General features: G+C 73.0%; 21 protein-coding genes. 10 read left to right on the forward strand and 11 right to left on the reverse strand.

Features of this window, described 5'->3' with window-relative positions:
• Nucleotides 1-164 precede the first annotated feature (164 nt).
• On the forward strand, nt 165-1,835 hold the full coding sequence (locus CP984_RS34915) for a CocE/NonD family hydrolase (RefSeq protein ID WP_003984769.1): 1,671 nt from the start codon (nt 165-167) through the stop codon (nt 1,833-1,835).
• A gap of 25 nt (nt 1,836-1,860) precedes the next feature.
• Here CP984_RS34915 and CP984_RS34920 read toward each other — a convergent pair whose 3' ends face one another.
• Nucleotides 1,861-2,247 (reverse strand): nuclear transport factor 2 family protein, encoded by a 387-nt coding sequence (locus CP984_RS34920; RefSeq protein WP_003984768.1) that lies wholly within the window; start codon nt 2,245-2,247, stop codon nt 1,861-1,863.
• A 157-nt stretch (nt 2,248-2,404) separates the two neighbouring features.
• Here CP984_RS34920 and CP984_RS34925 point away from each other — a divergent pair, with 157 nt between their 5' ends.
• From CP984_RS34925 to CP984_RS34955, 7 genes are all read left to right on the forward strand, one after another.
• Nucleotides 2,405-2,761: an ArsR/SmtB family transcription factor gene (locus CP984_RS34925; RefSeq protein ID WP_003984767.1), complete on the forward strand. Its 357-nt coding sequence runs from the start codon at nt 2,405-2,407 to the stop codon at nt 2,759-2,761.
• Between the two features lie 125 nt (nt 2,762-2,886).
• A complete protein-coding gene (locus tag CP984_RS34930) occupies nt 2,887-3,102 on the forward strand; it encodes a hypothetical protein (RefSeq protein WP_003984766.1) in 216 nt (71 codons plus the stop codon).
• Complete coding sequence (locus tag CP984_RS34935; protein WP_032921745.1) at nt 3,099-3,587, forward strand: monovalent cation/H+ antiporter complex subunit F; 489 nt, start codon at nt 3,099-3,101, stop codon at nt 3,585-3,587. Before CP984_RS34930 ends, CP984_RS34935 begins: the two co-directional genes overlap by 4 nt.
• Nucleotides 3,580-3,885: a Na(+)/H(+) antiporter subunit B gene (locus tag CP984_RS34940; protein ID WP_043979764.1), complete on the forward strand. Its 306-nt coding sequence runs from the start codon at nt 3,580-3,582 to the stop codon at nt 3,883-3,885. Before CP984_RS34935 ends, CP984_RS34940 begins: the two co-directional genes overlap by 8 nt.
• Entirely contained in the window at nt 3,882-4,667 is a 786-nt protein-coding gene (locus CP984_RS34945; protein WP_003984763.1) for an MnhB domain-containing protein, read from the forward strand. Before CP984_RS34940 ends, CP984_RS34945 begins: the two co-directional genes overlap by 4 nt.
• On the forward strand, nt 4,664-5,011 hold the full coding sequence (locus CP984_RS34950) for a sodium:proton antiporter (RefSeq protein ID WP_003984762.1): 348 nt from the start codon (nt 4,664-4,666) through the stop codon (nt 5,009-5,011). The genes CP984_RS34945 and CP984_RS34950 overlap by 4 nt, the downstream gene beginning before the upstream one ends.
• A complete protein-coding gene (locus CP984_RS34955) occupies nt 5,008-6,942 on the forward strand; it encodes a complex I subunit 5 family protein (RefSeq protein WP_003984760.1) in 1,935 nt (644 codons plus the stop codon). Before CP984_RS34950 ends, CP984_RS34955 begins: the two co-directional genes overlap by 4 nt.
• 40 nt (nt 6,943-6,982) lie before the next feature.
• Here the strand turns inward: CP984_RS34955 and dhaM are convergent, their stop codons facing one another.
• The 4 genes from dhaM to CP984_RS34975 all read right to left on the reverse strand — a co-directional run bounded on the left by dhaM (nt 6,983) and on the right by CP984_RS34975 (nt 10,343).
• Nucleotides 6,983-7,417: a dihydroxyacetone kinase phosphoryl donor subunit DhaM gene (gene dhaM, locus CP984_RS34960; protein ID WP_003984759.1), complete on the reverse strand. Its 435-nt coding sequence runs from the start codon at nt 7,415-7,417 to the stop codon at nt 6,983-6,985.
• Complete coding sequence (dhaL, locus tag CP984_RS34965; RefSeq protein WP_032921742.1) at nt 7,414-7,995, reverse strand: dihydroxyacetone kinase subunit DhaL; 582 nt, start codon at nt 7,993-7,995, stop codon at nt 7,414-7,416. Before dhaL ends, dhaM begins: the two co-directional genes overlap by 4 nt.
• 133 nt (nt 7,996-8,128) lie before the next feature.
• Nucleotides 8,129-9,121: a dihydroxyacetone kinase subunit DhaK gene (dhaK, locus tag CP984_RS34970; RefSeq protein ID WP_003984757.1), complete on the reverse strand. Its 993-nt coding sequence runs from the start codon at nt 9,119-9,121 to the stop codon at nt 8,129-8,131.
• 247 nt (nt 9,122-9,368) lie between these two features.
• Nucleotides 9,369-10,343, reverse strand: a complete 975-nt coding sequence (locus tag CP984_RS34975; RefSeq protein WP_003984756.1) for a helix-turn-helix transcriptional regulator — start codon at nt 10,341-10,343, stop codon at nt 9,369-9,371.
• Nucleotides 10,344-10,480: 137 nt separating this feature from the next.
• Here CP984_RS34975 and CP984_RS34980 point away from each other — a divergent pair, with 137 nt between their 5' ends.
• The gene (locus CP984_RS34980) at nt 10,481-10,876 is read left to right on the forward strand and encodes a RidA family protein (RefSeq protein WP_003984754.1); all 396 of its coding nucleotides are present in this window, start codon (nt 10,481-10,483) and stop codon (nt 10,874-10,876) included.
• Between the two features lie 91 nt (nt 10,877-10,967).
• Here CP984_RS34980 and CP984_RS34985 read toward each other — a convergent pair whose 3' ends face one another.
• The 5 genes from CP984_RS34985 to wecB are packed head-to-tail and all read right to left on the reverse strand — an operon-like array spanning nt 10,968 to nt 17,467.
• Nucleotides 10,968-12,623 (reverse strand): NHL repeat-containing protein, encoded by a 1,656-nt coding sequence (locus tag CP984_RS34985; RefSeq protein WP_003984753.1) that lies wholly within the window; start codon nt 12,621-12,623, stop codon nt 10,968-10,970.
• Nucleotides 12,557-13,273, reverse strand: coding sequence for an NHL domain-containing protein (locus CP984_RS42305; protein WP_003984751.1), 717 nt, complete (start codon nt 13,271-13,273; stop codon nt 12,557-12,559). The genes CP984_RS34985 and CP984_RS42305 overlap by 67 nt, the downstream gene beginning before the upstream one ends.
• A gap of 17 nt (nt 13,274-13,290) precedes the next feature.
• Complete coding sequence (locus tag CP984_RS34995) at nt 13,291-15,597, reverse strand: NHL repeat-containing protein (RefSeq protein ID WP_226048731.1); 2,307 nt, start codon at nt 15,595-15,597, stop codon at nt 13,291-13,293.
• Between the two features lie 20 nt (nt 15,598-15,617).
• Nucleotides 15,618-16,274, reverse strand: a complete 657-nt coding sequence (locus tag CP984_RS35005) for a hypothetical protein (RefSeq protein WP_003987182.1) — start codon at nt 16,272-16,274, stop codon at nt 15,618-15,620.
• Nucleotides 16,271-17,467 (reverse strand): non-hydrolyzing UDP-N-acetylglucosamine 2-epimerase, encoded by a 1,197-nt coding sequence (gene wecB / locus CP984_RS35010; RefSeq protein WP_003987185.1) that lies wholly within the window; start codon nt 17,465-17,467, stop codon nt 16,271-16,273. The genes CP984_RS35005 and wecB overlap by 4 nt, the downstream gene beginning before the upstream one ends.
• A 793-nt stretch (nt 17,468-18,260) precedes the next feature.
• Here wecB and CP984_RS35015 point away from each other — a divergent pair.
• Complete coding sequence (locus tag CP984_RS35015) at nt 18,261-19,652, forward strand: glycosyltransferase family 2 protein (RefSeq protein ID WP_003987186.1); 1,392 nt, start codon at nt 18,261-18,263, stop codon at nt 19,650-19,652.
• A gap of 84 nt (nt 19,653-19,736) precedes the next feature.
• Here CP984_RS35015 and CP984_RS35020 read toward each other — a convergent pair whose 3' ends face one another.
• Entirely contained in the window at nt 19,737-21,770 is a 2,034-nt protein-coding gene (locus CP984_RS35020; RefSeq protein WP_030183391.1) for an AfsR/SARP family transcriptional regulator, read from the reverse strand.
• Nucleotides 21,771-21,783 lie beyond the last annotated feature (13 nt).

Consider the following 21,783-nt stretch of genomic DNA (forward strand, 5'->3'; position numbering starts at 1 on the left):
TGATGTGCCTGTACGGGTCACGGCAACCTCTCTTCGCTGTCCGCTCCATCCAACCATCCGCTATTGTCGTACGTCGTACGGGAAATAATCCGGCCGCGCGCCACCCCGGCCGGGAGACGGCCGGGCCGGGCAACGAACCGGTCCGCACCAGGAATCGAGGCACCGTGACGACGGCGACCCACCACACCTCCGCCCATTCCGCCGCCAAGAAACCGCCCCTGCTCGCTCGGGCCGTGCGGCGCACCTGGCGCGGCCTGCCGCCCCGGCAGTACGACGTCCTCTGCGAGCGGGGCCTCGTGGTGCCCGCCGCGGACGGCAGCCCCCTGCTGACCGACCATTACTTCCCCCGCGCCGACGGCGACTTCCCCACGCTGCTGGTCCGCTCCCCGTACGGCCGGGGCATCCCCTGGGCGCCCATGTTCGGGCTGCTCTTCGCGGAACAGGGCTTCCACGTCGTCCTGCAGAGCGCCCGCGGTACCGGCGGATCCGGCGGGGAGTACGCCCTGTGGCAGCACGAGGCCGCCGACGGGCAGGCGGCCGTCGCGTGGCTGCGTGAACAGCCCTGGTTCACCCGCGTCCTCGGGACGATCGGGCCCAGCGCCCTCGGCTACGCCCAGTGGGCCCTCGCCGCCGACCCGCCGCCGGAACTGCGCGCGATGGTCGTCCAGGTCGGGCTGCACGACATCCACGGGTTCTTCTATCCCTCGGGCCCGTTCGCCCTGGAGAACTCCCTTGTCTCCGCCGTCGGGCGGCTGCACTACGGACGCGGCGCCCTGGCCATGGTGCGGGCCGCGCTGCGGCTGCAACGCCAGCTGCCCCGGATCGCCCGTACGCTGCCGCTCGGCGAGGCGTACGTGCCCGGGCTGGGCGGCCGGGTGCCGTTCCTGGACGAGGCGCTGTCCCGGCCCGACCCGGACGACGCCCACTGGCGGGGCGCCGACGCGGGCGTCGCGGCCGTCCGTTCGACCGTACCGACCAGCCTGATCACCGGCTGGTACGACGTGTGCCTCGACCAGACAATGCAGCAGTACGACCGGCTGCGCCGCGCCGGCTGCGATGCCGCGCTGCTCGTCGGCCCCTGGACGCACAACACCGCGATGCAGCAGGGCTGGCCCGAGGTCTTCGCCGAAAGCCTCGCCTGGCTGCGGGCCCACCTGTGCGACGACCCGTCCGGCCTGCGCGAGGCGCGGGCCCGCGTGCACGTAGGCGGCCGTCAGGAATGGCGCGACCTGCCCGACTGGCCACCGGCCGCGACGGACCGCCGCTGGTACCTGACGGGTGACGGCCTGCTGAGCGACCGGGCTCCCGAAGCCGCTCCGCCGCTGTCCTTCCGCTACGACCCGGCCGACCCGACGCCGTCCGTCGGCGGCCCCTTGCTGTCCCGGACGGCCGGCCCCCGCGACAACGCCGCCCTGGAGGCCCGGGGCGACGTGCTGACCTTCACCACCCCGCCGCTCACCGAACCGGCCGACGTGCTCGGCACGGTCGGCGTGGACCTGCGGGTCGGCACCGACACCGGGCACGCCGACGTGTTCGTACGGCTCTGCGACGTGGACGAACGGGGCCGCTCGGTCAACGTCTGCGACGGGATACGGCGCCTGGACCCCGCCACGGCCGCGGCGGGCCCGGCGGAGGTGACGGTGGAAATGAGCCCCACCGCCCACTCCTTCGCCGCCGGGCACCGCATCCGCCTCCAGGTCAGCGGCGGCGCCCACCCGCGCTTCGCCCGCAACACCGGTACGGGCGAGCCGCCGGCGACGGCCACCCGGCTGGTGCCGACGGAGATCACCGTGCACCACCCGTCGGCGCTGGTCCTGCCGCAGACGAACCCGTGACGGGCCCTCGGAGGCTCGGGAGACCTCAGACGAAGAAGGCGTTCATGCCGTCCACGTCGGACAGGTAGGTCTCGATGGCCGCGATCTTGCCGTCACGCACCGTGCACACCGTGGACAGGTGCTCGTCCAGCACCACGTCCCCGCGCCGTGCGGTGTTGTGCAGGGACAGCGCCATGTTGCGGCGGCTGACGAGGATGTGCAGCAGGGTGAAGTTCACGCCGTATCCGGCGATCTTGCGGGCGCGCTCGACGACCGCGTCCGCACCTTCCGCAGGGCCGGAGATCGCGTTGTCGCCGGGCAGTTCCCAGACCGCGTCCTCGTGCAGGAGGGCGCGGATCGCCTCCCAGTCGGCGGTGACGAGCGCGGCGTGGAACTGCTTGCCGAGGGAGTAGTTGTCCTGGTGGACGGGCATGGGGACTCCTTCGTGAGAGGGACCGGGCAGGGCGGTTCGAACGACCTGCCGTGTGTCAGTTCGTATGTTCTAGAACAGTAGCAATCAATGCGTCGGGCCGCGGGGAGGGGGGTGGGGACGCGGCCCGGGTGTCGGTGCCTCCGCGTACGCTCGGAGCATGGCTGTACTGAGTCACCCCGACCGCGCCGAACTGCGCCTCGCGGATGTGCTGGAAGCGTTCGCGCATCCGATCCGGCTGCGCATCGTGCACCGTCTCGCCCACGGAGCCGAGCGCTCCTGTGGCGAACTGCTGCCCGAGGTGTCGAAGTCCACCGCCAGCCACCACTGGCGCGTGCTGCGCGAAAGCGGTGTGCTCCACCAGCGGCGGGAGGGCCGCCGCCTCATGATGCACCTGCGGCGCGAGGACCTTGAGGCGCGTTTCCCCGGGCTGCTGGACGTGGTGCTGGCCGCCGCCGGTGACGATCCCGAGGTGGCGGCGGCCGACGGGGCGATGGCCGGGGCCCGCCAGGGGTGACCGGCCCGGCGCCCCGGGGCCGGCGGCTGCACCGTCCGGAGGGCACGTCCGGCGCGGTTCGGCCGTCCGGCCGGTGCCGCATGAGAGCCTGACGGCCGGGTACGGGCGAGGCCGGAGGTGAGTGGATGTCCGGTGCCGTGAAGCCGTCCGGCGCGGCGGCGACCGCCGTCGAAGTGGCCGTCTGGTGGGCCGCGCTGACCGGCCTGTGGCTAGTGCTCGTCAGCAGTCTGGACACGCTGGAGTATCTGGTCGGCGCGGCAGCCGCGCTGCTCGGCGCGTTCGCTGCCCGCGCCGCCCGCAGAGCCGCGGCAGGCGATGCCGACCGTGGGTGGCCGCGGTGAACGGCTGGCTGCCGGCCGCCGCCCTCCTGCTCGTCATCGGCTTCGCGCCCACCGTATGGGGCGCGGCGAGCGGCCCCGTACGGCGCCGGGTGATGGCGCAGAACCTCGCGACACTGACGTGCTGTCTGGTCCTGCTGCTCCTCGCACAGGGCTACGCGCGGCCCTCGTACGTCGATCTCGCCCTGGTCCTCGCGGTCCTCGGCCCCGCCGGAACCCTCGTCTACGCCCGGCTGCTCGCCGACGAACTGGCCGAGCGCCCGGCCCGCGACCCGGTCGCCCGCGCCCTCGGCCGCGCCATGACGCCGTTCGCCGCGATCTCCGTACCGCTCGTGGTGCTGCCGCTGTGCGTCGCGACCGGACCGGGCCGCGCGATGGTCAAGCTCCTGGTGATCGGGGCGCTGCTGATCGGTGGGAACATCGTGTCCACGCGCGCGCTGTCCGCCCGGCGCGCCACCGGTCAGGAGGGCGGTGCGGCCGGTGGCTGACGTGCTGATCGTGCTGGCCCTGGCGCTCGTCGCGGCGTCCTCGACCGCCGCCGTACTGGCCCGCGACCCGGTCCGGCAATCGACCGTACTGGCCCTGCTCGGCCTCAGCCTCGCCCTCCTCTTCGCCGTCCTCCAGGCGCCGGACGTGGCCCTGTCCCAGCTCGCGGTCGGCTCCGCCCTCACCCCGCTGATGCTGCTGCTCTCCGTACGGAAGGTACGGCGCAGGGGCCGGGAGGGCGGCAGTCACCGCAACACCGGGAACCGGCCCGGAAGCACGGACCGGGAGGGGCGCCGATGAGCAGGCGCGCCCGGCTGTGGGTGCTGGCCGTCGGCGGCCTGGGCCTGGCCGTCCTGCTGTTCGCGGCGAGCCTGGAACTGCCCGGCTTCGGCGGCGACCGGCACCCGTACGGCGCCCGGGCCGTCGAGGCGGCCCTCGCCCGGCACACCTCCAACGTCATCGCGGCGGTCAACTTCGACCAGCGGGCCTTCGACACCCTGGGCGAGGAATCGATCCTGTTCTGCGCGGCGCTGGGCACCGTCGTCCTGCTCCGCCAGACCAGCGACGAGCGCCGCGTACGGCCCGAACCCGCGCGCGTCGCCCCGCCCGTACGCCGCTACGCGCTCGTCGCGCTCCCGGTGACCCTGCTCATCGGCCTGTACGTCATCGCCCACGGCCAGCTCAGCCCCGGCGGCGGCTTCCAGGGCGGAGTGGTCGTCGCGACGGCCCTGCACCTGCTCTACATCGCCGTCGACTACCGCGCGCTGGAACGCATCCGGCCCGTCGGCCTGTACGCGATGGCGGACGCGGCGGGGGAGGCCGCCTACCTGCTGCTGGGCGCCGCCGGCCTGGTCGCCGGAACCGCCTACCTGGCCAACGTCCTCCCGTACGGCACCTTCAACACCCTCGCCTCCGGCGGCACCGTGCCGCTGCTCAACGCCGCCGTCGGGGTGGAGGTCGCCAGCGGCGTCGTCGTGCTGCTGGCCTCCTTCCTCGACCAGGCGGTGGAAATCGTCGACGCGGACGACACCTCCGACCGGAGCCCCGACCACCACACCCCGCCCGAGGAGAAGCCGACATGAGCGTGCTGCCCTACCTCGTCGCCGGCTGGATCTTCCTGATCGGCTGCTACGGGCTGGCCACCAGCCGCAACCTCATCCACGCCGTCGGCTGCCTCGCCGTCTGCCAGGCGTCCACGTACGTCCTGCTGCTCGCCGTCGGCTACCGCGACGGCGGCACCGCACCGGTCTTCTCCGACCTGCGACCCGGCACCCGGCCGGTCGTCGACCCCGTGGTGCAGGCGCTGACCCTCACCGATGTGGTGGTGGGCGCCACGGTCACCGCCCTGTTGCTGGCGTTCGTCGTCCAGGTCGGCAAACGGCACGGAACCGTCGACCCCGACGAACTCTCGGAGCTGCGCGGGTGACGGCGGCGGACACCCTCACCATCGCCGCGGGCGTGACCCTCACTCCGGCCGCCACCCTGCCGCTGATCGTGGCCACCCCGCTGCTCGGGGCCGCGTTCCTGGTGGCGGCGGGCCGCCGGATGCCGCGCCGGGCCGCCGAGATCGTGGGCGCCGTCTTCGCGGCGGGCACCGCCGCCCTCGCCTTCTCCGTCCTGCTGCGCGGGGCGTCGGCGGGCGGGCCGGGCGGGCGCGCCGTCGAATGGCTGGGCGGCTGGCACCCGCACGGCGGCGTGGGCGTCGGCATCGTCCTGGTCGGCGACCGGATCGGCGTCGGCCTGGCCGCCGTCGCCTCGCTCCTGGTCGTCGCCGTCCTCGCGTACGCCTGGCGCTATTTCGACGAGCCGCCGCACCGCCAGGCGGGCACCTTCCCCGCCCTCGTCCTGATCTTCCAGGCGGCCATGTGCGGCTTCGCGCTCACCGGCGACCTCTTCAACGCGTTCGTCTTCTTCGAGCTGATGGGCGTCGTCGCGTACGCGCTCACCGGCTACCGCGTCGAAGGGGCACGCGCCGTACAGGGCGCGCTCACCTTCGGCGTCGTCAACTCCCTCGGCGGCTACGCCACCCTGCTCGGCGTCGGCCTGCTGTACGGGCGCACCGGGGAACTCGGCTTCGCCCAGATCGGCGCCCGCCTGGCCACCCACCCCGGCGCGTCCTCCGCCGGCCCGCCCACCGGCCCCTCCACCGGCCTCGCCGAGGGCCCCGACCTGCTCGTCCTCACCGCCTTCGTCCTCGTCCTGACCGGCCTGCTCGTCAAGGCCGCCGTGGTCCCCTTCCACTTCTGGCTCCCGGACGCGCACGCCGTCGCGCCCACCCCCGTGTGCATGCTGCTGTCCGGCGTCATGGTCGAACTGGGCGTGTACGGCACGGCCCGCGTCTACTGGACCGTCTTCGCGGGCCCCGGCGGCATCCCGACCGCCGACGCGCACCGCACACTGCTCGCCCTCGGCACGCTCACCGCCGTCGTCGGCGCGCTGATGTGCTGGCAGCAGCGCCACCTCAAACGGCTGCTGGCGTTCTCCACCGTCGCGCACACCGGCCTGTTCCTGATCGGGCTGGCGACCATGACACCGGACGGCGCGGGCGGCACGGCCCTGTACATCCTCGGGCACGCGGGCGTGAAGGCCGCGCTCTTCGCCGCCATGGGCATCCTCCTGGACCGCTTCCGCAGCGTCGACGAACGCGAACTGCACGGGCGCGGCAGGGAACTGCCCTTGGTCGGCGTGGTCTGCGCGGCGGGCGGACTGGCGCTGGCCGGGCTGCCGCCGTTCGGTACGGGCCTGGGCAAAGCGGTCACCGAGGAGGCGGCCGGAGGCTGGCCCGCCGCCGTGTTCGTGATCGTGTCGGCGGTCACCGGGGGAGCGGTGCTGCGCGCCGTGGCGCGGGTCTTCCTGGGCCTGGGCGTACGGCCGGAGGCGGCCGACGAGGCGGCGAACCGCGCGGACGAGACCAGCGGCAAGGACGAACAGCCGGAAACCGCCGGCCAGCTGAGCCGCATCCCGGACACCATGCTGGCCGTGCCGGTCGCACTGCTGGCGGGCGCGCTGGCCGTGGGCGTCGTACCGGGCCTGCACGCCGCGGTCGGCCGCGCCGCGGACGCCTTCCTCGACCGGGCGGGCTACGCCGCCGCGGTCCTGCACACCCCGTCGGCCGCACCCGTACCGACGCCCGGCCCGCACTGGACCGCGGCAGGCGTGGCCCTCGGCCTGCTGTCCGCCGCCCTCGCCTGCGGCCTGGCCTGGTGGGCCGTACGCCGTCCCCACGGCCCGGCCCAACCCGCCAGCTGGGCAGCGCCGGTGCGCCGACTGCACTCCGGACACATCGGGGACTACGTCGCGTGGGTGCTGGCGGGGGTGGTGCTGGTGGCGGGGCTGGTCGTGCCGGGGCTGTGGTGAGCGGACGCCCCGCAGCCACCAGCCCCGTCACCCCCTTCCGTCACTCCTTCCGATAGGAGTACGCCTCTCCGGCGGCCGCCGCCACCGCGTCCAGGTCGGCGCCGGTCGAAGCGGTGACCACGGCCGCCACCGCGCCTTCGACGAACGGCGCGTCCACCAGCCGTGTGCCCTCGGGCAGTTCGTCGCCCTCGGCGAGCAGGGCCTTGACGGTCAGTACGGCGCTGCCCAGGTCGACCAGGACGGCGACGCCCGCACCGCCGTCCACCTTCCGCGCCGCTTCCGTGATCAGCTCCGCGCTGGTCCCGAGACCGCCGTCCGGTGTGCCGCCCGCGGCCGCCACCGGCGCCTTGACGTCACCGCCCGCCAGGCCGACGGCCAGCCGCGCCACCGACTCGGCCACCGGCCCGCTGTGCGACACCAGCACGATGCCCACATGTCCCTCGTGCCCCTCGTGGGAGGTCTCCGCGCCGCTCACCGCGCCGCCCCCTCGCCCGCCGTCTCCGCCAGCGCCGAGAACAGCAGGGCCGACGAGGTCGCCCCCGGGTCCTGGTGACCGATGCTGCGCTCGCCCAGATAGCTCGCCCGGCCCTTGCGGGCCTGGAGCGGAACGGTGGCCTCCGCCCCCTGTACGGCGGCCTCGGCGGCGGCCCGGAAGGACGTGGCCAGCGCCTCGACGGCCGGATCGAGCGCGTCGAGCATCGTCGCGTCACCGGGCGCCGAACCGCCCAGCTGGGCCACCGCGTCCACCCCGGCGCGCAGCGCCGCGCGCAGCTCGTCGGCGGTGACCCGGTCCGCGTCGCCGAGCTGCTTGCCCGTACGCCGCAGCAGCGTCCCGTACAGCGGCCCGGACGCGCCGCCCACCGTGGAGATCAGCTGCCGCCCCGCCGTCGTCAGCACGGCACCCGGCGTCCCCGGCGGCTCCGCTTCGAGCACCTTGACGACGGCCGCGAAGCCGCGCTGGAGGTTGCTGCCGTGGTCGGCGTCGCCGATGGCCGAGTCGAGGTCGGTGAGACGGGCCGCTTCCCGGTCGACGGAGGCGGCGGCCGCCGTCATCCAGCGCAGAAAGAACCCGGCATCCAGTGCCGTTTCGGACACGAACTGCTCCTCTGGTCGTACGTGTGCGGATATACGTGTACGAGAGAACGTCCCCGCCATGGTGCGCGCGAATCTTCGGCGACGGCCCCGGTCAGCACCCCCAACGCAGTGCGGGCGTCCGAACCGGCGCGTCCCACAGCCGCAGCAGCTCCTCGTCCGCCTGGCACAGCGTCACCGAGCAGCCCGCCATGTCGAGCGAGGTGACGTAGTTGCCGACCAGCGTACGAGCGACCGGCACGTCCCGCTCGCCGAGCACCCGGTGCACCTCGGCACCGAACCCGTACAGCTCCAGCAGCGGAGTGCCGCCCATCCCGTTGACCAGCAGCAGCACCGGATGCCGGGGCCGCAGGTCCGTCAGCACCGCGTCCACGGCGTAGTCCGCGATCTCACCGGCGGTCATCATCGGCCGCCGCTCGCGCCCCGGCTCCCCGTGGATGCCCACCCCCAGCTCCAGCTCACCCGCGGGCAGGTCGAACATCGGACCGCCCTTGGCCGGGGTCGTACACGAACTGAGCGCCACGCCGAAACTCCGCGACGACTCCACGACCTGGCGCGCCAGCCCCGCCACCCGGTCCAGCGGCGCCCCCTCGGCGGCCGCCGCACCCGCGATCTTCTCCACGAAGAGCGTGCCCCCGGTTCCGCGGCGCCCGGCGGTGTGCAGCGAGTCCGTCACGGCGACATCGTCGTCCACGACCACCGTCGCGACCTGCACCCCCTCGTCCTCCGCCAGCTCCGCGGCCATCCGGAAGTTCAGCACGTCACCGGTGTAGTTCTTGACGACGAACAGCACCCCCGCACCACTGTCCACGGCCGTGGCCGCCCGCACCATCTGATCCGGCACCGGCGACGTAAAAACCGCCCCAGGACAAACCGCATCCAACATCCCCGCCCCCACGAACCCCCCATGCAACGGCTCATGCCCACTGCCACCCCCCGAAACCAGCCCCACCTTTCCCGAAACCGGCGCATCCCGCCGCACGATCACCCGGTTCTCCACATCCACCACGAGATCGGGGTGGGCCGCCGCCATGCCGCGGAGTGCGTCGGTCACTACGGATTCGGGGGTGTTGATGAGCATCTTCATGAGGGCTCCTCGGATGGTGCCGATGCGTCCAGCTACTGTGTGGGTTACTTAGCGTGACGGCTTCAGGATAGGTTCCGGGTCTCACCATCATGAGGGCATTTCGTTGACGGTCACTGCCTCGCTCCGTCGAATCGACGCCGAGGCGGAAGCAAGAACAACACGCACGATGCGGCCGAGCTGAAGAAGCGGTCGGTCCAGTGCGAGGACCTGTTTCCGAAGTAAGGCCGGAAGTAAGGTCGGCCGGCCCTCAGGCCGGATCTTCGTAGCGCTTCGCCATCGCGGCGGCGCGGTCCCGCAGGGATATCCGCAACGACTTCGGGGCCAGCGCTTCCGCGTCCGTGCCGAGCTGCCACAGCGCCCATTCGGCGTGCCGGGTGTCCTGGAAGGTCACCTCCAGCCGGAGCCGGCCGTCCGCGTCGGGTTCTTCCGCGCGGACGGCCAGCGCGGTGTCCAGCAGTTCTTCCCGCCGCGCCGGGTTCAGCCGTATCAGCACGGTGATGTGGTCGCTGCCGGAGAGGAACCGCGCGGAGCGTTCCCGCCAGATCCGGTCCAGGTCGACCTGGTGCGGCCGCTGCGCCGCTTCGGGGAGTTCTTCGGCGGCCAGCACCCGCGACAGCCGGTAGGTGCGGTCCGCGCCGTCTCTGGTGGCCAGCAGGTAGACCCGGCCGCGTACGGTGACGAGGCCGATCGGATCCACCGTGCGCCACTGCGGGGCCTGGTCCGTCGCGGCGTAGTGGATGCGCAGCCGGTGTCCGGCGAGTACCGCGCGCCGTACCTCGATCATGGTGGTGCCGAGCACCTCGTCGCCGCCCAGACGGCGGGAGAGCAGATCGGTCTCCGGGTCGACGAGAAAGCGCCGGGCCGCGTCGCTCGCGGTGGCCCGGTGGGTTTCGGGCAGCGCGTCGACCACCTTGCGCATGGCCGAGGCGAGCGCCGAGCCGAGGCCGAAGACCTGGTCGCCGTGGCCCGATCCGGCGGTCAGCAGGGCCAGGGCCTCGTCGTGGTTCAGCCCCGTGAGCTCGGTACGGAATCCGGGCAGCAGCGCGAAACCGCCCTGCCGGCCGCGCTCGGCGTAGACCGGGACGCCCGCCGCCGACAGTGCCTCGATGTCGCGCAGCACGGTGCGGGTGGAAACCCCCAGCTCACGGGCCAGCGTGGTCGAGGTGAGCTGTCCTCGCCGGCGCAGGAGCAGCACCAGCGAGACCAATCGGTCGGCGCGCATACGGAGAGTTGTACAGGAATACATGACCAAGGGTGTCGTGATTGGCGGGGAGGCTTGTCCTGACGACGTCGCCGAAGGTGGCCACCGAGCCGATGGTCGTACGTACTCTCGATGATGCGAATGGAGCCGATGTGGCAATGCAGCGAACGGCGGTCAACCCGGTCTCGTGGTCGGTGGAGATGGGCTTCAACCAGGGCGAGGTGGTCTCCGGGCACACCCGGACCCTGTACATATCGGGGCAGACCGCGATGAACGGCGACGGCAAGCCGGAGCATGACGGTGACATGGCGGCGCAGCTGGCGCTGAGCGTCGACAACGTGGAGGCCGTGCTCGGCGAGGCCGGCATGACTCTCGCGAACCTCGTCCGGCTCAACGTCTACACGACCGACGTCGACCTGCTCTTCCAGCACTACGGCGTGCTGGCGGCCCGGTTGGGCGCCGCCGAGGTGGCGCCGACCACCACCATGCTCGGGGTGACGCGACTGGCGATCCCCGGCCAGCTGGTCGAGCTTGAGGGCACCGCCGTGGCGTGACGCGACCTCGCCGCCTCGCGGTGACCGCCGGGCAGGCCCGAGGGCCCCGTCCGTGCCTCGGTCGGGGCCCTGGGCTGCGGTGGCAGGACGGTCAGCTGACGCGGGCGCTCAGCGGTACGGGCGCCAGGCGGCCGATGGCGATCTTGCCGTCGTCGGACCGGGTGCCCGGCTTCGCGTCGGCCAGGGCACGGATGCCGATGGTGTAGATCAGCGCGGTCTTGTCCGTGGTTCCGGTGTTGACGTGCGGGTTGGAGGAGATGATCAGTGTCCGGCCGCCGTCTTCCAGACGGGTGTCGAGGTTCCCGGTGACGGCGGGCTGGACGTAGTAGTAGCCGTACGAGGCGCCGCCGGTGAACGCGAAGCCGGTGGGGGCGGTGACGCGCTGCTCGATGGTGCCGGGGTTGACCGGCCGGCTGTCCAGCGAGCGGATCTCCAGGTTGAAGGTGGCGGCCTGGCCGGGCGCTGCCTGCGGCACGCTCTCCTGGCTGACGCGCAGTGCGGTCTCGTTCTGCGAGGAACCGGTGACGGTGCCGGTGAGCTGGACGGGCGTATGCCTGCCGACGCTGGCCGAGCCGTTCTGGAAGGTCCCGGCCGCGGCGTCCGGCCGGGCCTGGATCGGGATGGTGTAGTACAGCGGCCCGGTGTCGCTGATGGTGGTGTTGACGTGCGGGTTGGCGGTGACGATCAGCGTCCGGCCGCCGTCCTCGATGCGGTAGTCGAGGTTGCCCGAGATCACGCCCTGGGCGGTGTTGTAGTACGCGTACGTGGGCTGGCTGGGGAAGACGAAGCCGCTCGGGGCGGTGAAGCGCTGGACGATGTCGCCGGGGTTGACCGGCTGGCTGCCGGCCGAGTCGTACTTCACGTTGAACGCGGTGCGCTGGCCGGGAGCCACCTGGGGGACGGTGTCCTGGGTGATGGTCAGCGCCCGCTCGTCGGTGGGCGGCGGCGGGACGACGACGATGACCGGCAGCGTGTAGGTGTTGTCCTTGAGGTTGAGGTCGCCGCCGTACTGGATCTCCAGGGTGAAGGTGTACTGGCCGGGGGGTGTGTCGCCGGGCACGGTGACGCGGAACACGCCGTCCAGCGAACCCTGCTGGGGCTGGAGCTGCTGCCCGGGGAACGTGCGGGACAGACGGCTTCCGGTGGTGCCCGCGGGGCCGCGCAGCCCGTCGGCGAGGGTCAGGACGACGGTGACGTACCGGCCGTCGGCCGGGTCGGGGCCGCGGTTCTTGATCCGGACGCCGAGGTCGAACTCCTGGCCCGCCTGGACGGAGGGGGAGCTGACGATCTCGCCGTAGAGGTCGGCGGTGGGCGGGGGTGGCGGTGTCATGGTGGCGACGGCGGTCACGCCGCGCACGCGGTTGTTGTCGCCGTCTGCTATGTACAGGTTTCCGGCACGGTCCAGTGCGACGCCGCGCGGGCCGTAGAGCCGGGTGGCGGTGGCGGGGCCGCCGTCGTCCACATATCCGGCGGTGCCGTTGCCCGCCACGGTGGTGATGATGCCGTCCGTGGTGACCTTGCGGATGCGCTGGCTGCCGCTCTCCGCGATGTAGAGGTTGCCCGCGTCGTCGAGCGTGACGTACGCGGGGGTGTTGAGCTGCGAGGACGTCGCGGGGCCGCCGTCGGAGGTGTAGCCGGCGGTGCCGGTGCCCGCGACGGTGGTGATGGTGCCCTGCGGGGTCACCTTGCGGACGCGCTGGTTGGCGCTGTCCGCGATGTAGAGGTTCCCGGCGGCGTCCACCGCCACGCCGGTCGGGTGATAGAGCTTGGTCGCGACAGCGGGGCCGCCGTCGGAGACGTAGCCGGCCTGGCCGGTGCCGGCGACGGTGGTGATAACCCCTTGGAATCCACCTTGCGGACCCGGTGATTGTGGTAGTCGGCGATGTACACATTGCCGTCGCGGTCCACCGCCACGCTGTGCGGCCCGTTGAGCTGGGTGGCGGTGGCCGGCCCGCCGTCGGAGACGTACCCGCCGGTGCCGTTGCCCGCCACCGTGGTGATGATCCCCTTGGTGTCCACCTTGCGGACCCGGTTGTTGCCGAGATCCGCGATGTAGAGATTTCCTGCGCCATCGGCCGCCACCCCGCACGGGCTGCTGAGCTGGGTGGCGGTGGCGGGACCGCCGTCGGAGACATACCCGGCGATGCCGTTGCCCGCGACGGTGGTGATGATGCCCTGCGGGGTCACCTTGCGTACCCGGTTGTTGCTCCGGCAGACGATGTACAGGTTTCCGTGCTCGTCCAGGGCCACATCGTGCGGCCAGTTGAGCTGAGTCAGCGTCGCGGGCCCGCCGTCGGAGAGGTACCCGGCGGTGCCGTTGCCCGCCACCGTGGCGATGCAGCCTTGCGCGATGCCCGCGGGCTGTGGCCCGCTTCCCGGGCTGTTCTGGGTTGTCATGGGAGCTCCTTCCGTGGTCAGAGCACGCGGGCGGACAGCGGTACGGGCGCGAGGCGGCCGATGACGGCCCGGCCGTCGTCGGACTGCGTACCGGGGGTCGCGCTGGGCAGGGCGCGGATGCCGAGGGTGTAGATCAGCGCCGTCTTGTCGGTGGTCCCCGTGTTCAGGTGCGGGTTGGAGGAGATGACGAGGGTCTTGCCGCCGTCCTCCAGCTGGGCGTCGAGGTTCCCGGTCACGTACGGCGTCACGAAGTAGTAGCCGTAGGAGGCGCTGCCGGTGAAGGCGAAGCCGGTGGGGGCGGTGATGCGCTGCCCGACGGTGCCGGGGTTGACCGGCTGGTTGCCCAGCGACCGCAGCTCCAGGTTGAACGTGGTGTGCTGGCCCGGCGCGGCGGCGGGCACCGATTCCTGCACCACGCGCAGCGCCGTCTCGTCCTGCGCGGTGCCCGAGATGACGCCGGAGAGCTGGACCGGGGTGCGCCGGCCGATGCTCGCCGAGCCGTTGTCGTACCGTCCCGGCACGGCGTCGGTGCGGGCCTCCAGCGGAATGGTGTAGATCACCGAACCGGTGTCGCTGGTGCTGGTGTTGACGTGCGGGTTGGCGGTGATGAGCAGCGTTCGCCCGTCGTCCAGGATGCGGTGGCTCAGGTTTCCGGAGATGACGCCGTGGATGGTCTCGTAGTACGCGTAGGTCGGCTGGCCGGTGAAGACGAACCCGGTCGGTGCGGTGAAGCGCTGGACGATCGTGCCCGGGTTGACCGGCTGTCCGGTGGGCGAGGTGTAGCGCAGGTTGAAGGAGGTGCGCTGGCCCGGCGCGACCTGCGGGACGGTGTCCTGGAGGACCGTCAGGGCCGTCTCGTCCGCCACGGGGTCGGGCACCACGATCGTGACGGGCAGGGTGTACGCGTTGTCCTTCAGGTTGAGGTCGCCGCCGTACTGGATCTCCAGCGTGGAAAGGTAGGTGCCGGGCGGAGTGCTTGCCGGAGCGCTGACCCGGAACGTGCCGTCCAGCGTGCCCTGCTGGGGCAGCAGCTGCTGTCCGGAGAAGGTGCGGGTGAGCCGCCGGCCGCTGGTGCCGGGTCCGCCGACGAGGCCGTCGGCCAGGTTCAGTACGACGGTGACGTACTGCCCGTCGGCCGGGTTGGGGCCGCGGTTGCGGATCCGCGCGCCGAGGTCGAATTCCTGGTCGCGCTGTACCCGGTAGGGGCTGATGACCTCGCCGTACAGGTCGGCGGTCGGCGGGGGCGGCGGCGTCATCTGCGCCACGGCCGTCACGCCGCGCACGCGGTGGTTGTTGCAGTCGGCGATGTACAGGTTGCCGCCCCGGTCCAGCGCGATGCCGTAGGGGTAGTAGAGCCGGGTGCCGGCGGCGGGGCCGCCGTCGTCCACGTACCCGGCAGTGCCGTTGCCCGCCACGGTGGTGATGATGCCGTCCGACGTGACCTTGCGGATACGGTGGTTGTGCCCGTCGCCGATGTACAGGCTCCCGGCCTCGTCCAGCGCCAGGCCCCACGGGTAGTGGAGCCGGGTGCCGAGGGCGGGCCCGCCGTCGGAGACGTATCCGGCGGTGCCGTTGCCCGCGACGGTGGTGATCAGCCCGTTGGGGGTCACCTTGCGCACGCGGTGGTTGTAGCGGTCGGCGATGTACAGACTGCCTTCGGCGTCCACCACCAGCCCCATGGGGTAGTAGAGCCGGGTGGCGATGGCGGGTCCGCCGTCGGAGATGTACCCGGCCTCGCCATTGCCCGCGACGGTGGTGATGATGCCGTTGGGAGTGACCTTGCGGATGCGGTGGTTGTTGTGGTCCGCGATGTAGAGGTTGCCCGAGCGGTCGACGGTCAGCGCGTGCGGATAGTGGAGCCGGGTGGCGATGGCGGGTCCGCCGTCGGAGATGTACCCGGCCTCGCCGTTGCCCGCGACGGTGGTGATGATGCCGTTCGGGGTGACCTTGCGGATGCGGTGGTTGTTGGTGTCCGCGATGTAGAGGTTGCCCGCGTCGTCCACGGCCACGTCCGCGGGGTAGTGGAGCCGGGTGGCGAGCGCGGGGCCGCCGTCGGAGATGTATCCGGCGTTGCCGTCCCCCGCGACGGTGGTGATGGTGCCGTTCGGGGTGACCTTGCGGATGCGGTGGTTGTACCGGTCGGCGATGAAGAGGTTGCCGTTCTTGTCGACGGTCACCCCTTGGGGGTAATAGACCCGGGTCAGCGCGCCGTGCCCGCCGTCGGAGATGAATCCGGCCACGCCGTTGCCCGCGACGGTGGCTATCGAGCCGTCGAGCAGGCCTGCGGGCTGCGGGCCGGTTCCTGCGCTGGATGCGGTGGTCATGATCACTGCTCCTGTCGTGGTCAGAGGACGTGGGCGGACAGCGGTACGGGTGCCGGGCGCCCGATGGCGGCGCTGCCGTCGGCGGGCCGCGAGCCGGGTGCCGCGTCCGGCAGGGCGCGGATGCCGATGGTGTGGATCAGCGCGGTCCGGGCGGTGGCGCCCATGTTGACGTGCGGATCGGAGGACATGATCACTGTGCGGCCGCCGTCTTCGAGCTGCGTCCGCAGATTGCCGGTCACAGCGGGGTGGTAGCCGTACGAGGCGCCCCCGGTGAACGCGAAGCCGGTGGGGGCGGTGCAGCGCTGGGCCGGCGTGCCCGGGTTGACCGGCTGGTTGTTCAGCGAGCGGATCTCGACGTTGAACGAGACGCTGTCGCCCGGCTTCGCCTCGGGCACGCTCTCCTGGGCCGGGCGCAGCGCCGGCTCGTCCTGCGAGTCGCCGGTGATCTCGGCCGGGATCTGTACGGGGGTGTGCCGGCCGATGCCGCCGGTGCCGACCTTGCGGACGCGGTGGTTGTTGGTCTCTGAGCCACAGAGGTTCCCGGACCGGTCCAAGGCGATCCGGGGGCCGTTGAGCTCGGCCCGGACAGCAGGCCCGCCGCCCCCGTCGAAGCCGGCCGCGCCGGTGCCGGCGACCGTGGTGATCGTGCCGGTGGGCACGGTGGCGGGAGTGGTCATCGCGTCTCCTGACCGGTGATGTCGGGCGGCCTGGGGGCCAGGCCCAGCAGCCAGCCGCAGGCGGCGGCGCAGCGCCGGGCGGCCCGTCCGTCGCCGTACGGATTGGGCCGGGGGAACGCCCGGTTCGGCTTCCCGGCGTCCAGCACGCCTTCGCGGGCGAATTCCTTTTCGGCCGCCGCCACGATCTCCGTCTCGTCCGTACCGACGAGCCGGGCCAGACCGGAATCGATCCCTTCGGTCCGCTCGGTGTTGTCCCGGGTCACCAGAATCGGCAGTCCGAAGGCCGCCGTCTCCTCCTGAATTCCGCCGGAATCGGTGATGGCCAGAACGGACCGGGACAGCAGACGGGCGAAGGCGTCATACGGAATCGGGCCCGGCAGATGGACATTCGGCCGGCCCCGCAGCGATTCCTCGATCGCGGTACGGACCGCGGGATTCATATGCGCGGCGACGACGAACGTCACATCGGGGTATTGACGGCTCAGTGCCGCCACCGCCCGGCCCACCCGCCGGATCGGCTCGCCCCAGTTCTCCCGCCGGTGTGCGGTCACGACGACCAGCGGAGCGGAATTCTGTTCGAGTCCGCGGAGTTCGGGTACGGCGCGGTGGCGCGGGCCGCGGCTCGCGGCGACGACGGCGTCGATCACGGTGTTCCCGGTCACCACGATCCGGTCGGCCGCCACCCCCTGGGCGAGCAGGTTGCGGCGGGCGGCATGGGTGGGCGCCAGATGGAGATCGCTCAGCTCGGCGATCATCCGGCGGTGGGCCTCCTCGGGGAACGGACTGCGCGCGTCGCCGGAGCGCAGCCCGGCCTCCACGTGCACGACGGGGATCTTGGCGAAGAACGCGGCCATCGCCCCGGCCAGCGCGGACGAGGTGTCTCCCTGGACGAGCACCGCGCGTACGTCGGGTGCGCTCAGCCGGCTGCCGAGCCCGCTGAGCAGACCGGCCGTCAGCTCGGTGACCGGCCCCGCGGCGGCCGTGCCGCCCGTACCGGCGGGAGGGTCCAGTGCGGCTTCGGCGCGCAGTCCGAAGCAGGCGAGGGTGTTCCGTACCACCGTGCCGTGCTGGCCGGTGGTGAGCACGGCCGGCTCGGCCCAGCGGGTGCGCTGTAATTCCCGTACGACCGGGGCGAGTTTGACGGCTTCCGGGCGCGTGCCCACGACAATGGCGATGCGCTGCCGGCCGCTCAATGCCGAGTCGATTTCGTGGCGGGGGCAGGAGAAAGGATCAGGCGCATAGGGACACCATTCATCGCGTCGGTATACGACAGGTTCGCGTAAGGGCGAGACAGCTCACAGACGTTGAACATGCGACGTGTGACACCTGTGGCAGACGATGGCGAGGGAATGCAGGGATGTTCCCGCAATCACTCGCGTCAGCCGACGCTAGGCGCCGGACATAACGGGGGGCAATGGTTCCCGGGACATGTGATTGGCCGGATCGGAACAATGTGCCCGCTGAGCGGTAGGAAAAGCCCTGGTGCAAACGGGCGCCCGCCATTTCGCGTGCCCGGACCATCGACGCAAAACCGTCTCCGCCGGTCTCCGGGCACCGCCGGAACGCCACGGAGGGGGCTGGCCATCGCCCGCCCGGTGGTTCACAGTGGTCACTGCCCGCCCCGCCGCTCGACCCGCTGCCTGCCCTGCGCACCCGCTGGCCTGCGCACTTCATGTCCTGCCGCCCGGAGGTGCCGCCCATCCATGTACCTGGGACCCACCTGGCCGTTGGCAGGCGGCATGGCGGCGGCACGCGCCGGAACATCCGGCGGACGCGGTGTCCTCACAGCCGCCATCGGCGCGGCCGTGGTGCCGCTGGGGTTCGTCCTGGGGCGGGAGATCCAGCGCAGGGTGGGGCGCGGTGGCCGGGCCGTGCCCGGGCACCTGCCCGGCCCGGGCCGCCCGGACGCGCCGATCCGCACCCGGCCGGCGCCCTCCGTGCCCGCCCGAGCCGCCGGGGTCCGACGTCACAAGGGGGGACGCCCTGGTGAAAAACGCCCTGCTCAAGACCGTTGACACCATCGGCTGCACCGTCATCGGACTGTCCGCCGGCTACCTCGCCCTGGCCATGGGCGCGGGCCTGCTCGAACTGCGCCGCCAGAGAGCGAAGTTACGGTCCCAGGGCGACACCTCCTACGGCCGCCCGCACCTCGGCCGCCGCGACCCCTACCACCTCTACGTCCTCGTTCCCTGCCTCAACGAGGAGTCGGTGATCGGCACGACGGTCGGCGGCCTCCTGGGCCCGCGCACCACCGTCGTGGTCGTCGACGACGGCTCGGACGACACCACGAGGGCGGCCGCCGGGCAGGCGGGCGCGGCGGCCCACGCGGCCGGACAGCAGGGGGAGGTGACCGTGCTCCGGCGGGAGCCGCCCCATGCCCGGCAGGGCAAGGGCGAAGCCCTCAACCACGCCATCCGCGTGGTGCGCGAGCGCGTCGCGGCACGCGGGCAGGACCCCGCACAGACCGTGGTGTGCGTGATGGACGCCGACGGCCGCCTCTCCGACCGGGCACTGTCCCACGTCATGCCGCTCTTCGACGACCCACGCGTCGGCGGGGTCCAGCTCGGCGTCCGGATACGCAACCGCCGCTCCAACTTCCTGACCTGGTTCCAGGACTACCAGTTCTGGGCGATGGCCGCCGTCACCCAGTTCGGCCGCAACCTCACCAAGACCGTCAGCCTCGGCGGCAACGGCCAGTTCACCCGCCTCTCCGCCCTCGACAGCCTCGGCGAACGCCCCTGGTCCCAGTCCCTCACCGAAGACCTCGACCTGGCCATCAGCCTCGCCGTGCGCGGCCGGCGGCTGCGCACCACCGCCCACGCATCCGTCGACCAGCAGGGCGTCAGCGACCTGCGCCGCCTCATCCGCCAGCGCACCCGCTGGTACCAGGGCCACATGACCGCGATCGGGCGCATGGGCGAGATCTGGCGCGCCCCGCGCATGGGGCACCTGGCGGCCCTGGAGATGTTCGCGTACCTGCTGGTGCCCTGGGTCCTCGACCTGCCCTGGTCCCTGCTCTTCCAGTACTGCCTGTACTGGTTCCTCCGCAGCCCCGACGTGCTGGTCCTGCGGGGCAGACCGGCCGCCGCCGTCAACGGCACCCGGCTGCGCCTGCCCCTCAACCTCCTCGCCTGGTACCTGCTGGCCTTCGCCCCCGCCCTGGCCACCTCCTGGACCTACCTGCGCCGCGACAAGAACGTCGGCCTGCCCCGCGCCCTGCTCCTGGGCCACTCCTTCGTCGTCATGAACTACATGTCGTTCCTCTGCGCCTGGCGGGCCCTGTTCCGCATGCTGCGCGGACAGACGGGCTGGACCAAGACGACCCGCGAGGCGGAGGGGGTGGGGGTGGCTGCCGGAGGTGTGCCGTCGGCGGCCTGAGGCATGTGGGTGATTCCCGGAGTTCGGGGACGAAGACGCCCTCGGTCACGGCGATGTGTTCGTAGATCTGAATGGTGCCCCCGCTCAGGACGGACCGCCCGCACCGAGGGCCCCCTCAACGGCCTCCAGATGGCGTGCGACCGGACCGAAGGAGATCAGTCCGCTCCCGGAGCCGATCAACTCCCCCTTGGCGCAGGCGAGTTCGTCGCGGGCGCGTCGCAGGACCCCTTCGTGTCCCACGGCGGCGGCCGTGCGGGCCAGTACGCACCAGAGTGCCTCTTGCAGGAGGTCGTGGGGCGGGCGGGGAACGGTGGTGAGTGCGTGCCGGGCCCGTTCCGTGGCGCCGGAGGCGGCCAGCAGCATCGGGGCCAGCCACGGCTGGTACGGGCCGGTGTCGAGGCCGGTGAAGTCGTCCGGGTCGGGCAGGGCGTTGCCCCGCATGACGGGGACGAGCGCGACGAGGGCGGCCGCTCCCCGGGTGAGTCCGGGCATGCCGCAGTTCGCGGTGTCCGCGAGGACCTTCGCGTACTGGGGGCGGGCCGCCGGCCAGCCGTCGGTCTCGCAGGTGCGCAGGGCCCGGTACCAGGAGGTGAACACCGCGGCGAGCGGCCGTTCGTTGCGGTGCGCCAGCCGGTCGATCTCCTCGGCCTCCGCGTCCGCCGCCGCGAGGTCGCCGAGGCCGGCGAGGGCCTGGAGGCGGATGAGGCGGGCCAGGACCTCGTGGCCGGGAAGGTGGTGGCCGATGGCCAGCCGGGTCAGTTCGGTGCCGAGTGCGTCGCGGCGGGCGGCCGATCCGCAGGTGGCGAAGGACTGCATGAAGGCGCCGTTGAGGGCGAACGCGAGCAGCGCGGGGTCCGCGAGGCGGCGGGCGAGGCGTACGGCCTCCTCGGCGGCGCGTTCGGCGCGCAGCCGCCACGGTTCGGCGGCGGGGGCGCCGGCCGCCCGGGGGAGCGGCGCGTCGGCGGCCGCGTCGCCGCGTGACTCGACGGCGATGACCGACAGCAGCCGGGCCCGCAGCGCGGGCGGGCCGTCGGGGCCGAGCCGGGCGGCGGCGCGGGCGGCGGCCCGGACGAGTTCGCCCGCGTTCCCGGGGTCGTCGGCGCGGGTCCAGACCGCCGGGACGTCGTACGAGCCGATGATCCCGGCGGCCAGCTCGGCGTCCCCGGTCGTCTCGGCCGCCGCGACCAGTTCCCGCCGGTGCTCGCGCGCCTCCTCCAGGCCGTCGGCGCCGGTCACCGCGAGGTCGCGCAGCAGACCGGCGGTGGCGTGCAGCCGGGCCCGGGACCGGGCGGGCACCGAGCGGTCCCACGCGGCGGCGGCCCGGCCCCAGACGCCGTCCGCCACCCCGCCCGGCTCGGCAGCGTAATCGGTGGTGCCGCTGCGGATGCGGGTCTCGGCGCGTGCCAGGGCGGCCCCGGCCCCGGAGCCGTACGCGCTGGTGAGGGCCGTACGGGCATGCCGCAGCGTCTCCAGGGCCTCGCCGTGCCGGCCGGACCGGTCCAGCGCGGTCGCCAGCAGCACCCAGCCGTCCTCCCGCCCCGGGTGCGCGGCGACATGGGCCCGCAGATCGGCGACGGCGTCCCGGGCGGCGCCGGTGGCCAGCAGGGAGTCGGCGCGGCGCTCGACCGCGTCGAGACGGAGCGCCTCCAGCCGGGCCTGTTCGGCGGCGGCCCACGCGGCGGCGGGGAAGTCGGCCAGGACCGGCCCGCGCCACCGGGCGAGCGCCTCGTCCCAGAGGGCGACCGCCGCGTGCGGCGGCGCCCCGGCGGCCCGCGCGGCCGTGTCCTCGAACCGCCAGGCGTCCACCGCGTCGCGCCCGGCGCGCAGGACGTAGCCGGGGCCGTCGGTGACCAGCAGCCGCGACGGCTGCCGGGGCGGGCGCCCGGGCTCCAGGGCGCGGCGCAGCGCCGCTACGAAGGTGCGGACCGCGCCGACCGCACCGGCCGGCGGGCCGTCCGGCCACAGGTCGTCCACGAGCCGGCCGACCGGGACCACCCGGTTGCGGGCGATCAGCAGCCGGCCGAGCACCTCCCGGTGGCGGGGCGCGCCGAGCGGGAGGGGCGTGCCGTCGGAGTCCCAGGCGGCGACCGGTCCCAGCAGTCCGAACTCCACGCCCACGGCACGGTCCCTT

The sequence above is a fragment of the Streptomyces rimosus genome, from assembly GCF_008704655.1.
GTDB lineage: Bacteria > Actinomycetota > Actinomycetes > Streptomycetales > Streptomycetaceae > Streptomyces > Streptomyces rimosus.